The following is a 13,708-nucleotide window of genomic DNA, read 5'->3' as shown; positions in this document are numbered from 1 at the left end:
TTTAACAGCAAAACCGGACTCAGGGCCAGTCCGAAATTCACAAGCCGTTAACGTCGATGGAATCCGCCGCCTCCACCACCACCGAAGGAGTGATTCATGAATTGCGAGGAGTTGTGGAAGTTGTTGGTGCGCTGGTTGCCGAAATTACGCGCAGCGGAATCGCGATTTAGATTTTGCAGCTGTGGGTTGTTGTTCAGCGGCGCCGCGCGTGTGCTGCCACCACCACCGACCATCGATTGCCAGCCACTGTCGGTTTTTTTGTAGACGTTGCCGTCGCGCCCGGCATAAACGTTGTTGCCGACCTGCGCGGCGCCACCGTTGCGGCCGTGGATAGCGCCATATTGGGTGGTCTTGCCGGTATTAGGGTTGTATACCGCGCCGCGATTGGCAGTGACCTGCGTACCGGTGCGCGTATTGCCCTCTGTCAGGCGCGCGCCGGCGATAGCGCCGCCATTCGGCCCGACGACTGCACCGCTGCGGCCGGCCGCGTAATTGCCGTTGTAGACGTTGTGTACCGCGCCGCGTTGACCGGCGGCCGCCACACCGGTGCGCGAGTTGTAGGAGGAGCCGACCTGACCTGCCCAGCGATTGCCGGTCCAGGCGTTGTAACCGGCGCCGTAGCGGCTGACCGTCGCGCGGTCACCCCACTGATGATAGATATTGCCGGTGGTGCCGGCCCATCCGCCCGGGCCCCACGCCACTGCGCCGCCACGATAACCATAAGCAGCGCCGCCCCAGGCCAGTGGCGCTGGATACAAGCGCGGGCCCCAGGCGTAACCCCAACCGTAATTTCCCCACCACGGATAAGCGCCCCAGCCCCAGCCCATCGCCACGGTGCTGCCGCCCCAACTCCAGCCGAAACCGTATCCGAATGTCCATCCAGTCCACGGGGTGTAGCGGATCGCGACGCCGAAACCGTAAGTCACCGGCGGCCCGTACCAGACGCTACCGACCCACGGCGTGTACGGGTAACCGGTGCCGTAAACCACGACGTTGGTCACCGGATCAATATTGGAGCCCTGATAACCCGGGGTATAACCGACCACCACGGTATCACCGCTGGACTCATAGACTTTCACGTAAGTCAGGTAATGCATCGGCGAACTCGGCGGAATCGAATAGATCACCGCCGGCACCGAGCTGGCCACGACCCACGGGCCGTTCACCGACGTGGCGGTAAACCAGATGCCGTTTTCCACGGCGTACCAACTGTTGTTGTCGACCCGGATGATCGGTGTGGCGCTGTTGACTACATATTGCAACGGCGTGGTGTTGATCGCTTTGAGCTGCGGCTCGCCATCGAACTGCGGTGCGGTCATTTTCACCGCGCTTTTCTTGATCGCCGAGGTCTGCGGAATGGTCGCGGCAATCGCCGCTTCTTTCGCCTGCGGAGTGCCGGCGACCGAGGCTTTGACGTTCTCTTTCGGGCTGTCGTCGGGAATGTTGGCGAAGTCTGCCGGCAGTTTATCCGCCGGGGTAAACGTCCATGGGCCCTTCATGTCGCTGGCGCGAAACCAGCGCCCGGAGATCAACACATAACTGTTCTGATCGCCGATTTCCTTGAAGATATGCCCGGTGGTATTACTGACGTAGAGCAGGCCGGTGCCCTGAATCGGCAGCCATTGCGGCGCGCCATCAGTTACTAGTAACTCGGTAGGCGTGGTCGCAATGAAGATCTTTGGCTGCGGCGGTTTGGCCAGGCTGGGGATCTTGTCTTTCGGATCACTTTGCCCAGTCAGCAGATCGACCTGACGGCTTTTGATGGCGGCCTGTTTGGCTTTTTCCAGATCGGCGGGCGGTTTTGCCAGACGTGTGTAATCACCGTTGATCTGGTCTGCGACCATCCAGCCATCAAACACGTGCAGATAGTGTTTGCCTTGTTCGTCCTTGAGCAGCAGCGGGCGAGTATTGATCACTCGTTGCAGCGACGTGCCTTCCACCGGCCGATACGCCGCATCACCGTCGATGTACACCAGCATCGCCGGGACGTCGGAACTGATGATGGTCGGCGGGGTGTTTTCCAGCGGAGCGCTGTCTGCCTTCTGTTCTGCCGACAATACGCCGACAGCGGCTTCGAGCTGATCAAGGGAAATGGTTTTCTTGCGCTTGTCGGCGTCTTTTTGCAGCGTTGCCGCCCAAGTGTCTGCTTGACTGGCATCGGCCGGGAAATCGGCTTTGATGATTTTGTATTGATCGAGCGCGACCCAGCGGGTGGCCTTGTCGACCAGGGTGTGGGCGCTGAACTCGACGATGCCGTAAGTGGATTTGCCATCAGCGCCGGTAGCTTCGACAGCGGCGCGAGCGTTGAGCGTGTAACCGTCCCAACTGTCGAGTTGCGGTTGGTACACAGTCAATTTCGATTTGCCGCTGGTAATGACTTGTGGCCACGCCGGCTCACTCGGTGCTGCAGATGTTGCCGCATCAGCAGCCGGGGCAGGCGCCGCCCACGCATTGCCAAATGCCAGCAGACTGAGCATCAGCATCACTACAAGAGAACGCGGGTGAGACATCGTCAACTCCATCGACAAGGTGATTCTAGAGGGCTTGGCCAAGATCAGCAGGGTAGTCGAAAGAGCATAGACGCCGACAATGAAATTACCCGATGAAATTTAAGCCAGGCACAAAGTCGAGTGTGGCAACGTGTTGCGATGTGGTATTTCAAGGCACGACATCTCAACATCCAGCTATGCGAGGGCACTCATGTTCAACGCCATTGTGATCAACAAAGACGACAGCGGTTACCGCGCCGACCTGCAGCAACTCAATGAAGATCAATTGCCCGACGGCGATGTCACGGTGCAGGTGGCCTACAGCACGCTGAACTTCAAGGACGGCCTGGCAATTACCGGCAGCAGCCCGGTGGTGCGCAAGTTTCCGATGGTGCCGGGGATTGACCTTGCGGGCACCGTCGAAGCCAGTTCGCATCCCGACTATAAAGTGGGCGACAAGGTGTTGCTCAACGGCTGGGGCGTCGGCGAATCCCATTGGGGTGGTCTGGCGCAGAAAGCGCGACTCAATGGCGATTGGCTGATTCCGTTGCCCGAAGCCTTCACCGCTGCACAAGCCATGGCCATTGGCACGGCGGGTTACACGGCGATGCTGTGCATTCTCGCTCTCGAGCATAATGGCGTGACCCCGGAGCAAGGCGAGGTGCTGGTGACTGGCGCCAATGGCGGCGTCGGCAGCTTTGCCATTGCTCTACTCAACACGCTGGGTTATCGCGTGGTGGCGTCTACGGGCCGGGCTTCTGAGCACGAATACTTGAAGCAACTCGGCGCCAGCGAAATCATTGATCGTGCAACCCTGTCCGAACCGGGTAAGCCATTGGCGAAGGAGCGCTGGGCGGCGGTGATCGATTCGGTCGGCAGCCATACATTGGCCAACGCCTGCGCCAGTACGCGTTCCGAAGGCACCGTTGCCGCGTGTGGATTGGCGCAGGGCATGGACTTCCCGGGCTCGGTTGCACCGTTCATTTTGCGCGGTGTGACCCTCGCGGGCGTCAACAGCGTGACTCAACCCAAGGCCCGTCGCGTGCAGGCTTGGGAACGTCTGGCCAAAGATCTGGATTTCGCCTTGTTGCCCCTGATCAGCCATGAAATCGCTTTAAGCGAGGCGATTAATGCTGCGCCTGAGTTGCTTGCCGGGCGCATTCGTGGCCGGGTTGTGGTCGACGTCAATCGCTGATAATCAGCCGACGCTAGGCCTGCGTTTCGCGATCCAGTAACAGGCGCTTACGTTCGACGCCCCAACGGTAACCGGAAAGGTTACCGTCGCTGCGCACCACACGGTGACAGGGGATCGCTACCGCCAACCGGTTCGCACCACAGGCCTGAGCCACCGCGCGCATCGAGGTTGGCGCGCCGATGCGCAGGGCAATTTCGGAATAACTGGCAGTGCTGCCCGCAGGAATTTCCCGCAGCGCTTGCCAGACTCGCTCCTGAAACGCCGTGCCTCTGACGTCCAGCGGCAAGTCGAGGCCAATGGCCGGCGCTTCAATAAACCCCACGACTTTTGCGATCAACTGCTCAAAATCGCTATCGGCACCAATCAGATTGGCGCGGCGAAACTGATCCTGCAAATCACACACCAATTGGTGCGGATCGTCCCCCAGCAGAATCGCGCAAACCCCACGATCACTCTGCGCCACCAGAATTGCCCCGAGCGAGCATTCGCCGACAGCGAAGCGGATATCGTTGTTCTGCCCGGCAGCGCGGTAATCTCCGGGCTTCATGCCGAGCACCTGATTGGCCGATTCATAGAAACGACTATTGGAATTAAAGCCTGCGTCATACAGCGCATCGGTCACCGAGCCGCCGTCCGCCAAGCGTTCACGCACCCTGCGCGAGCGATGCGCGGCGGCGTAACCTTTCGGAGTGAGTCCGGTAGAAGCTTTGAACACGCGGTGGAAATGAAACGGACTCAAGCCTGCTGTTTCCGCGAGGTCATTCAGCGTCGGTAACGTTTCAGACGACTCAATCTGCCGACAGGCTTGCGCCACCGTCATCGCGTGTTGAGCGTTGACCTCCGTCTGATCTTTACCGGCGCGCTTACTCGGCCGATAACCCGCCGCTTCAGCCTCGGCAGCGCTGTCGAAAAACTCCACATTCTGTGGTTTTGGAAGGCGCGCCAGGCTACTCGGGCGGCAATAGATGCCGGTGGTTTTCACTGCGTAGACAAACTGCCCGTCCGCCCGTGGGTCGCGGGCAACCACGGCGGCCCAGCGTGGATCGTTTTCGATGTTGAGGTGGGTCGAAAGCGTTTTCATGAAGGTTAATCCGTTGGCCTGTTTGATTCAGGTTATCCAGCGCCGGCGAGGACAACACTCCGGGCCTTGCGGTCAAACTCTTAAGCTTATCCGGCTACGCGGAAGGTCAGGTTGATCCGCTGCTCACCGAGTTGCGGATGACGACCCTGTTTGATCGGTAACACGCCATGAAAGCGCAGCCGATCGACGCCGCCCCAAATCACCATGTCGCCGTGCAGCAACGGAACACGTTGGGTCTTGTCGCTGCGGGCAAAACCGCCGAACAGGAACATCGCCGGTAAACCCAGTGACAGAGAAACGATCGGCGCGGCGTAGGCATTTTCGTCTTTGTCCTGATGCAAAGACATTTTGGCGCCGGGGATATAGCGATTGATCAGGCAGGAATCTGCCACAAAATCAGGAAAACCGGCTTGGGTGGCGGCTGAATGGGCCAATTCAGCAAAGGCCTCTGGCATTGCTGGCCATGGCGCTCCACTAAGCGGGTCGATGCTGGAGTAACGGTAGCCACTGCGGTCGGTGATCCAGCCCAAAGCGCCACAACTGCTGGTGCCGACGGACATGCTGAATCCGCCCGGCGTCATCATGCTGCGCAATGGCGCTGCTTCAAGTACGTTTTCCAGTGCCGGTAGAAGTTGATCGACAACAGGCAGCGCGAAACCCCTCAGCACCCACGATTGTTCACCGATCTGGTCTGCGCGAGGCTGTTGTTGCGGTTCGTTGTCAGCGAACAGGTCGAAGTTGCTCGGTTGCATGGTGTTCACAATGCGTCGTGAAAGATGATGCCTAGGGTATGCCGATTTCCACTGTGCAGGCGACTGACGCCGTGACGCATGGTCACCCGATAGTCGCCGCGTACGCCTTTGACCGGTCGTTGGTTCACCGCGAAGATCAAGGCGTCGCCTTTTTTCAGATCCATGACGTGAACGCGTGATTGCATGCGTGGCCGCTGTTCGGTCAAAACAAACTCGCCGCCGGTGAAATCTTCGCCAGGCTCTGACAGAAGAATCGCCACTTGCAGCGGAAATAACCGTTCGCCGTACACGTCCTGATGCAGACAATTGTAGTCCTGCGGGCCATAGCGCAGTAACAGCGGAGTAGGGCGCGTCTGTTCGGCGGCGTGACATTGCTGAATAAATTCAGCGTGCGTCGTCGGAAAACGCTCGGGCAGATTCATGCGCGCCTGCCAGCGATTCGCTAGCTGCGCGAGGTACGGATACAACGCTGTGCGCAGCCGTTCTACGGCTGTGGGCAACGGATAGCGGAAGTATTTATATTCGCCGCGACCGAAGCCGTGGCGGGCCATGATGACCTGCGAACGGAACGGTTCGGTCTGCGGGTACAAGTCACTCAAACGATCACACGTCTGGCCAAGCAGCAGGGAGCGGATGATGACAAAACCATCCTGATCCAGTTGCTGCTCCAGCGCTGACCAGTCGAGCGAATTCAGTCGGGCAGGGGACATTGGCATGCTGATTCCTGGACGCAAAGTCGAGGTGATCAGGCTAGACACATCCCTGCGGCAGAACACTCCGCCGCTTGCGGTCGAATTCGCAGCGGCGCCTTACAACGCTTTGCTGACGCTGATTTCGCTGATCACATCTTCGCTGTCATGCAGGGCATCGAGTGCAGCCTTGGCTTCTTCGGCGGTACCGTTTTCCAACTGCGCGAACTCAAAGCGGCGTTCGCCATTGAGTTTGTACTTGATGACGTATTTGGTCGTTTGGGCCACGTTCATGCTTACCTGTGTGCGTTGGCGGGATCGGCTCAGCTCAGTTTGGTGCTGGAGCGGCGGATGATCTTGATCGAGTGCGTCAGGGTCGGCTTGCGGGTCACGCTGATCGGCCGACGGTTGACGGTGTCGATGGTGATGTTCCAGAAACCGGTGCTCGGTGCGGTGATGCGGGCCGGAAACGTGTCGAAAGCGCCGCCGTGGTAGGTGTGACGACCGCCGTTCTTGAAGCTGCGGAAGTTGGCGTCGTTCATCAGACGGATGTTGCAGGTTTGCGAGCACTGGATGACGACGATGTCGTCTTCGTTGAGGTGCTCGCGCTGGTGAATAAATTTCATGGGCGCCTCCAGAAGGGCTTTTTCTACAAAATCAAAACGATAGCTTGTCGATTGGGCGCAGTTTATCAGCCCGCACGGGTTATTATCTGGCCGTCGGGCGTTGGTTTGACAATTTTGAACAGATATTCGCGATTGGATGCAGGTTAAATGCAGAAGACCTCGGAGAAAAACGGCATTTGTGCTGTCGGACGGTCTTTAAAGGAGGATTTGTATGAAGTGGGGTGTGGTGTGTCTGCCGTTGGTTTTGGCTTTGGGTGGTTGCGCGAATGTTGCCGAAATCAATGAAACGTTGCCGACCATGGTCGTGATCTCTGGCAAGAAGCCCCATGAGTATGCGCAGTGCCTGGCAGAAAAACTGGCTGACAGCCGTGGTGCATTGCAGGTTCAACCGAAGAAGGACGGTGTCGAAGTGATCGTCCCCGGCAAACTTTCCACTGGCGCGGCGGCGGTGTTCGACATCGAAGACCGCTCCGGCGGCAGCAGCATCAAGCTGCACGAGCGCATGTCCAATGTGCCGGTACGCCCTCGCGATGTGCGTAACGCGGCCAACGCTTGCATCTCTGGCTGATAGACTAACCGTCATCAGCATCAATGCCGCCACAGTCATGCTGTGGCGGCATTTTCATTTCTGGAGTCGCGATGAAGCGAGAGCAAGTGCGGGAGCGCCATGCAGAGGGCCTTATCTCTGCCACCCATGTCATCCAGAACCCGGCGAACTCGGGTGAATGGATTGTCTTTTTCAAGAAAAGCGCCGGTCGTAGCTATTTTCTGGTCGACGATAACGACGAAGTCGAATCGTTCAGCAAACTCGATGACTTGATCGAAGTCGTGCGCGGCCTCGGGATCAAGTTCGCCGAAATTCACATGTAGCGATTATTTGCAGACCACCACGACGCTGCGGGTTTTGTAGTTGCCGACGTCAACGCCCAGCGTTTTGTCGCTCTCTTTTGGCTGCGGTGTGCCGTCGGTGCCAACGATGCGGTAGCCGGTGCCAGCGCAGGAGGCGTCAGCCTTTTCATAGCAAGTGGCCCAGGAATTGGCTTCGCCGGAGCAATCAATGGTCAAGCCCTGTTCACCGGTTTTCAGATACGTCGGCTCAGAGGTGGCGCAGCCGGCCAATGCCAGTACTGCAATCAGTGGCAAAAATTTGTTTATGTTCATAGGTGTCGTCTTCAGCGAGTAGGGGGACTAGACGCTCTGACAGCGCCGGCGTGAAAAGGTTATAGCGATTGGCCACTTGTTTGCACGTGGACACAAAAAAGCCCTGCGTATTGGCAGGGCTTATGGCGTAACGCGGTCAATCAGTCTTGATTTTTGCCGCGACGCTTAGGCGCAGGAGGGGTGTAGTCGAGCACCGAGGCCACCTCAATCGCCATTGCTTCGGTAGGTAGCGGCCCGGAAACATCCTCGCCATTGGTGGCAGTAATGTGCCATTGGCCATCTTTGCCCTTGCCGACGGTGTACCCGTTGATGATTTTTGGTTCGGCCATCTATCTGTCTCGTTCGCTGTTTCAAAGGCGCCATGATACCGGCAAATGCTGGCGCTGGGTGATGATGCGCGTATGGTGGTAGATTCTTTGAGCTACGCTGATTTCGCTGCTCGATGATGCCCGCGGAACTATCCGCCAGAATATTTCTCTATGATGGCATCGGTTAGCCAGCGCGGGGCATTGTAAGGTGCACGCCGTCTGATTAGACTGCGCCGAAACTCGTACACACAGCCTTTTCAAGGACTTATATGATCAAGAAATGCTTGTTCCCAGCAGCCGGTTACGGTACTCGCTTCCTGCCAGCGACTAAAGCCATGCCTAAAGAAATGCTGCCGGTGGTAAACAAGCCACTGATCCAGTACGGCGTTGAAGAAGCTCTGGACGCTGGTCTGACGGAAATCTCCATCGTCACCGGTCGTGGCAAACGCGCTCTGGAAGACCACTTCGACATCAGCTACGAACTGGAAAACCAGATCAAAGGCACCGACAAAGAGAAATACCTGGTCGGTATCCGCAAGCTGCTCGACGAGTGCTCGTTCTCCTACACCCGTCAAACCGAAATGAAAGGTCTGGGCCACGCGATCCTGACTGGCCGTCCGCTGATCGGTGATGAACCGTTCGCCGTGGTACTGGCGGACGACCTGTGCGTCAACCTCGATGGTGACGGCGTCCTGACCCAGATGGTCAAACTGTACAAGCAGTTCCGCTGCTCGATCATCGCGATCCAGGAAGTCGACCCGCAGGAAACCAGCAAGTATGGCGTGATCGCTGGCGAGATGATTCGCGACGACATTTACCGCGTTCACAGCATGGTCGAGAAGCCAAAGCCGGAAGACGCGCCGTCCAACCTGGCGATCATTGGTCGTTACATCCTGACCCCGGACATCTTCGACCTGATCGAACAAACCGAGCCAGGCAAAGGCGGCGAGATCCAGATCACCGACGCCCTGATGAAACAAGCCCAGAACGGCTGCGTCATGGCCTACAAGTTCAAAGGCAAGCGTTTCGACTGCGGTGGTGCTGAAGGCTACATCGAAGCGACCAACTTCTGCTTCGAGAACTTCTACAAGACTGGCAAGGCTTACTAAGAGCGCTTGATCCGTTTGTAGCACCTTCGCACGATGTCATTTGTGTGAAGGCCAAAAAACGCCCCGACTGGTTCGGGGCGTTTTTTTTGCGCCGAAAAAAGACACGGTCTCTGACCTCGTCCTTGGGATGCAAACTGAAACAAATGAGCGTTTGTCAGAAGGTGTATTCACTGCTGAACTGACGGGCTCTTGCCAGGGATGAGTGCAGTTGAGGCGTTTCACGGCATTGCCGTGGAATCATTTTTGGCAATAAGGAGAGTTGCTCGTGGTGTTGATAGCAAAGCCTGCAAGTAAAACGCGCTGGTTGAGTCTTGCCGTTCTGATGCTGCCAGTGTTGCTGGTGACCGTTGACAACACGGTGTTGGGATTCGCACTGCCAAAAATCGCCGCAGCGTTGCACCCAACCGCTAGTCAGCAATTGTGGATGATCGATGCCTACTCGTTGGTGCTGGCAGGTTTGCTGGTATCGATGGGCAGCTTGGGTGACCGGATCGGGCATCGAAAATTACTGCTCGCGGGATCCTTCGGTTTTGCTGTCGTTTCTGTTTTGACTGCCTACTCCGAAACAGCCATGCAACTGATCATCGGGCGTGCCTGTATGGGGATTTTCGGCGCAATGCTGATGCCCTCGACTTTAGCGTTGATACGCTGGGTGTTTGAAGATCGCGACGAGCGCCGACTGGCCGTGGCGATCTGGGCGACAACGTTGACGGTGGGTTCGGCGTTAGGGCCTTTGGTCGGCGGGGTGCTGCTGGAGTTCTTTGATTGGGGCGCCATTTTTCTATTGGCGGTGCCTGTGCTGATACCGTTATTGGTTTTGGGGCCGCTGTTTCTGCCTGAGTCGGAGCGGGATGCGTCAGGGCCGCTGGATCCGGTGAGCATTGTGCAATCGATGGTCGCGTTGGGAGCTATTGTTTACAGCGTCAAGCGTGGCGCCAGTGACGGTATCGACGAGGTCGTGTTGATCACGTTTCTGATTGGACTGTTAGCAGGCTGGATGTTCGTGCGGCGTCAGTCGCGCCTTGCTGAGCCGTTGATGGACTTGAGCCTGTTTCGCAATGGCGCTTTCGGCAGCTCAATTCTGATCAATCTGATGAGCCTCGCTTTTCTTGTAGGTTTTGTTTTCTTCACCACTCAGTACTTGCAGATCGTTCTGCAGATGTCGCCGCTGAGTGCGAGTCTGGCGCTCGTGCCCGGGCAAATCATGGCGATCATCGTCGGGATGGCTGTCGTGCCGATTGCGAAACGTGTGCCTGTGCATGTCCTGATTCCAATCCTGACTGGATTCGCCGGCGCGGCGTTTCTGTTGGTTGCGAGCATGGGCGGCAGTCTGGCGGTATGGGTGGCAGCGTTCGCCTTGCTAAATATCGGGGTGGGCGCGATTACCACGGTGACCAACGATGTGATTTTGTCTGCCGCGCCGCCGGCGAAGGCAGGCGCAGCCTCCGCAATCAGTGAGACCGCGTATGAAGTGGGCGTCGTGCTGGGCACTACACTGCTTGGCGGTCTGGTCACGGCCTACTATCGCGGCGCTTTGCAAATGCCGGCCTTCTTGAACGACATTCAGTTTATGTTGGCGAGCGAGACGCTCTCCGGCGCATTTTCTGTCGCCGCCGGGTTATCCGCAGAGCAAGCGCAGACGCTGATGTCGCAAGCGGCGTTGGCGTTTGAGGGTGGTGTGGGGCTGGTGTCATGGGCCGCTTTCGGCCTGGCGCTCGTTGCGATGCTGATCACCTGGCGCACCTTGCGGATACCTGAAGCTAAGGCGGTGGAGGAGTCTTGGCGTTGCTAATGCACGGCAAATCCGTTGGAGACTTGCTCAATGAGCGTCGGCAGGTATGCTGGTCGCCTGCCGAGGAGATAGAAATGGCCTACGATTTTGACCTTTATGTGATTGGTGCCGGTTCCGGCGGTGTGCGCGCTGCGCGTTTTGCAGCCGGTTTCGGCGCGAAAGTGGCGGTGGCCGAGAGCCGTTATCTGGGTGGCACCTGCGTCAACGTCGGCTGTGTGCCGAAAAAGCTGTTGGTGTACGGCGCGCATTTCGCTGAAGACTTTGAGCAAGCATCCGGTTTTGGCTGGAGCCTTGGCGAAGCGAACTTCGATTGGGCGACGCTGATCGCCAACAAGGATCGCGAGATCAATCGCCTCAATGGCATTTATCGTAACTTGCTGGTCAACAGCGGTGTGACCTTGCATGAGGCGCACGCCAAGATCGTTGGGCCTCATGAAGTCGAGGTCAATGGCGAACGCTTTACCGCGAACAACATTCTGATCGCCACCGGCGGCTGGCCGCAGATTCCGCAAATTCCGGGGCACGAACACGCGATTGGTTCCAACGAGGCGTTCTTTCTCAAAGAGCTGCCTAAGCGTGTGCTAGTGGTGGGTGGTGGTTACATCGCAGTTGAGTTCGCCGGGATTTTCCACGGCCTCGGCGCGAACACCACGCTGCTGTATCGCGGTGATCTGTTCCTGCGCGGTTTCGATGGTTCGGTGCGCAAACATTTGCAGGAAGAGCTGACCAAGCGCGGTCTGGATCTGCAATTCAATGCCGACATTGCGCGCATCGATAAACAGGCCGATGGCAGCCTCAAAGCCACCCTCAAGGATGGTCGCGAGCTGGAGGCGGATTGCATTTTCTATGCGACCGGTCGCCGTCCGATGCTCGACAATCTCGGACTGGAAAACACCGATGTGCAGCTCACCGACAAAGGCTTCATCAAAGTCGATGATCAGTACCAGACTACTGAGCCGTCCATTCTGGCGCTGGGCGACGTTATCGGTCGAGTGCAGCTGACGCCAGTGGCATTGGCGGAAGGCATGGCCGTAGCGCGTCGTCTGTTCAAGCCTGAGCAATATCGTCCGGTGGATTACAAGATGATCCCGACGGCGGTGTTCAGCCTGCCGAACATTGGCACGGTCGGGTTGACCGAAGAGGAAGCGCGCGAGGCTGGCCACGATGTTGTGGTGTTCGAGAGCCGCTTCCGCCCGATGAAGCTGACCTTGACTGAATGTCAGGAGAAGACGCTGATGAAGCTGGTGGTGGACGGCAAGACCGACAAAGTCCTCGGCTGCCACATGGTTGGCCCGGACGCTGGCGAAATCGTCCAAGGCCTGGCGATTGCGCTGAAGGCAGGCGCGACCAAGCGCGACTTCGACGACACGATCGGGGTACATCCGACGGCCGCCGAAGAGTTTGTCACCATGCGTACACCGGTCGGCGCTTAAGCGTCCTTCGGTTTGGCCGAGTCTGGCGCTGCCGCAACGGTAGCCGCCAGACGCTGGCTTTCTTCCAGGCTCGCCTGCGTTTTGCTTAATTCCTTTTCCAGTGACTGATTGAGGAGCGCCTGCTCTTCGACGTTCTGTTTGAGTGTCTGACTTTCCAGTGTGGCCACGCGCAAACGTTCCTGGAGGAGGGTGCGTTCGCTATCCACGCGCGTCGCTTGTTCCAGTAACTGATCCTGACGCTGATTGCTTTGCTTGAGCTGATCCTGTGTAAGGCTCAATTCGCGCTGGGTGCCACGGCTTTCCGTGAGCAAGCGCTCGTTATCGCGATGCAGTTGCGTGATCTCGTCCTGACGCACCAGTGCGCTTTGCTGTGCCTGGCGCAGTTCTGCCTGAATCTGCTGCACCTGGCTTTCGTGGCGGCTCTGTTCCTGCTCGCGCTGCTCTTTGGTGGCGTTGCGGTAATGCTCAAGTGCGTCGCGAGCATGCAGGTGCTTTTCTTCCAGCGAGCGAATCTGCTCGTCCTTGTCCTGCAGGCGCAATTCAAAGTCGGCCAAGGCCTGATTCAAACCGGCATTACGGGTTTGTTCGGTCTGCAGCATCGAGCGCGTGTTGTTCAGCGCTTCGGATTCTCGCGCCAGTGCTGCGCCTTGGATGTCGTGCTCATGCTCGATTTTTTCCAGCGCCTGACGAACCTGCTTCAACTCCGATTCCAATGCCTCGCGCTGTTCCTCGAACTGCTCGCGAGCTTGTTCGATGGGCTCTTGCGCCTGTTCTTTCAGGCGCTGAGCTAGGCGGGAGACGAGGGCGGTCAACTCATCGTCGATAGGTTCTGCTGATGCTTCAGTCGGCTGAGCGCCATCATCCAGCTCTTTCAAATAGCGATGGATCGTGGTTTTCGAGCCGGTGTTGCCCATTTCAATGCGTACTGCATCGATGCTCGGGTGTTCTCCGCGAGCCAGAATCGCTGTGCGCGCGATCTGCACCAGTGCTTTGGTAATGCCGCCACGGGCCATGTGAACTCCTACGGTTTCATACTGTGGTACATGCCACCTAAGTACGCAGTGTACCATGCC

At 57.8% G+C, this 13,708-nt stretch carries 15 protein-coding genes; 6 read left to right on the top strand and 9 right to left on the bottom strand.

What is annotated here, in order from left to right:
- Positions 1-47: 47 nt before the first annotated feature.
- A complete protein-coding gene (locus ACP3TY_RS12215; protein WP_426620101.1) occupies positions 48-2,510 on the bottom strand; it encodes an autotransporter in 2,463 nt (820 codons plus the stop codon).
- Between the two features lie 190 nt (positions 2,511-2,700).
- Here ACP3TY_RS12215 and ACP3TY_RS12210 point away from each other — a divergent pair, with 190 nt between their 5' ends.
- On the top strand, positions 2,701-3,684 hold the full coding sequence (locus ACP3TY_RS12210) for an MDR family oxidoreductase (protein ID WP_053120380.1): 984 nt from the start codon (positions 2,701-2,703) through the stop codon (positions 3,682-3,684).
- 13 nt (positions 3,685-3,697) lie between these two features.
- Here ACP3TY_RS12210 and ada read toward each other — a convergent pair whose 3' ends face one another.
- The 5 genes from ada to ACP3TY_RS12185 form a co-directional block, all read right to left on the bottom strand.
- A complete protein-coding gene (gene ada, locus ACP3TY_RS12205; RefSeq protein WP_426620100.1) occupies positions 3,698-4,765 on the bottom strand; it encodes a bifunctional DNA-binding transcriptional regulator/O6-methylguanine-DNA methyltransferase Ada in 1,068 nt (355 codons plus the stop codon).
- Positions 4,766-4,851: 86 nt separating this feature from the next.
- Complete coding sequence (gene alkB / locus ACP3TY_RS12200) at positions 4,852-5,517, bottom strand: DNA oxidative demethylase AlkB (RefSeq protein WP_212550775.1); 666 nt, start codon at positions 5,515-5,517, stop codon at positions 4,852-4,854.
- A gap of 5 nt (positions 5,518-5,522) precedes the next feature.
- Positions 5,523-6,233 (bottom strand): 2OG-Fe(II) oxygenase, encoded by a 711-nt coding sequence (locus tag ACP3TY_RS12195; RefSeq protein WP_426620099.1) that lies wholly within the window; start codon positions 6,231-6,233, stop codon positions 5,523-5,525.
- A 93-nt stretch (positions 6,234-6,326) separates the two neighbouring features.
- Entirely contained in the window at positions 6,327-6,500 is a 174-nt protein-coding gene (locus ACP3TY_RS12190) for a hypothetical protein (protein ID WP_156316150.1), read from the bottom strand.
- A 29-nt stretch (positions 6,501-6,529) separates the two neighbouring features.
- Positions 6,530-6,832, bottom strand: coding sequence for a DUF1883 domain-containing protein (locus ACP3TY_RS12185; protein WP_007946189.1), 303 nt, complete (start codon positions 6,830-6,832; stop codon positions 6,530-6,532).
- Positions 6,833-7,043: 211 nt separating this feature from the next.
- Here ACP3TY_RS12185 and ACP3TY_RS12180 point away from each other — a divergent pair, with 211 nt between their 5' ends.
- Entirely contained in the window at positions 7,044-7,400 is a 357-nt protein-coding gene (locus ACP3TY_RS12180) for a hypothetical protein (protein ID WP_159812356.1), read from the top strand.
- A gap of 71 nt (positions 7,401-7,471) precedes the next feature.
- Positions 7,472-7,702, top strand: a complete 231-nt coding sequence (locus tag ACP3TY_RS12175) for a hypothetical protein (RefSeq protein WP_053120375.1) — start codon at positions 7,472-7,474, stop codon at positions 7,700-7,702.
- Positions 7,703-7,705: 3 nt separating this feature from the next.
- On the opposite strand, the gene ACP3TY_RS12170 is transcribed toward ACP3TY_RS12175, so the two are convergent.
- Both ACP3TY_RS12170 and ACP3TY_RS12165 read right to left on the bottom strand, forming a co-directional pair.
- On the bottom strand, positions 7,706-7,993 hold the full coding sequence (locus ACP3TY_RS12170; protein WP_249342556.1) for a hypothetical protein: 288 nt from the start codon (positions 7,991-7,993) through the stop codon (positions 7,706-7,708).
- Positions 7,994-8,133: 140 nt separating this feature from the next.
- The gene (locus tag ACP3TY_RS12165) at positions 8,134-8,322 is read right to left on the bottom strand and encodes a hypothetical protein (RefSeq protein WP_053120372.1); all 189 of its coding nucleotides are present in this window, start codon (positions 8,320-8,322) and stop codon (positions 8,134-8,136) included.
- Positions 8,323-8,570: 248 nt separating this feature from the next.
- Between ACP3TY_RS12165 and galU the strand changes: the two genes are divergently transcribed.
- The 3 genes from galU to gorA all read left to right on the top strand — a co-directional run bounded on the left by galU (position 8,571) and on the right by gorA (position 12,635).
- Positions 8,571-9,410, top strand: a complete 840-nt coding sequence (gene galU / locus ACP3TY_RS12160) for a UTP--glucose-1-phosphate uridylyltransferase GalU (RefSeq protein WP_053120371.1) — start codon at positions 8,571-8,573, stop codon at positions 9,408-9,410.
- Positions 9,411-9,675: 265 nt separating this feature from the next.
- Positions 9,676-11,202: an MFS transporter gene (locus ACP3TY_RS12155; protein ID WP_426620098.1), complete on the top strand. Its 1,527-nt coding sequence runs from the start codon at positions 9,676-9,678 to the stop codon at positions 11,200-11,202.
- A 74-nt stretch (positions 11,203-11,276) separates the two neighbouring features.
- Positions 11,277-12,635: a glutathione-disulfide reductase gene (gorA, locus tag ACP3TY_RS12150; RefSeq protein WP_426620097.1), complete on the top strand. Its 1,359-nt coding sequence runs from the start codon at positions 11,277-11,279 to the stop codon at positions 12,633-12,635.
- Here the strand turns inward: gorA and ACP3TY_RS12145 are convergent.
- The gene (locus tag ACP3TY_RS12145; protein WP_426620096.1) at positions 12,632-13,648 is read right to left on the bottom strand and encodes a DNA-binding protein; all 1,017 of its coding nucleotides are present in this window, start codon (positions 13,646-13,648) and stop codon (positions 12,632-12,634) included. The two genes, gorA and ACP3TY_RS12145, sit on opposite strands and share 4 nt — an antisense overlap.
- Positions 13,649-13,708: the final 60 nt, after the last annotated feature.

It is taken from the genome of Pseudomonas rustica, from assembly GCF_049959085.1.
Taxonomy (GTDB): Bacteria; Pseudomonadota; Gammaproteobacteria; order Pseudomonadales; family Pseudomonadaceae; genus Aquipseudomonas; species Aquipseudomonas rustica.
Note: the sequence above shows the minus strand (reverse complement) of the source record. Positions and strands in the feature narration are given on the sequence as shown.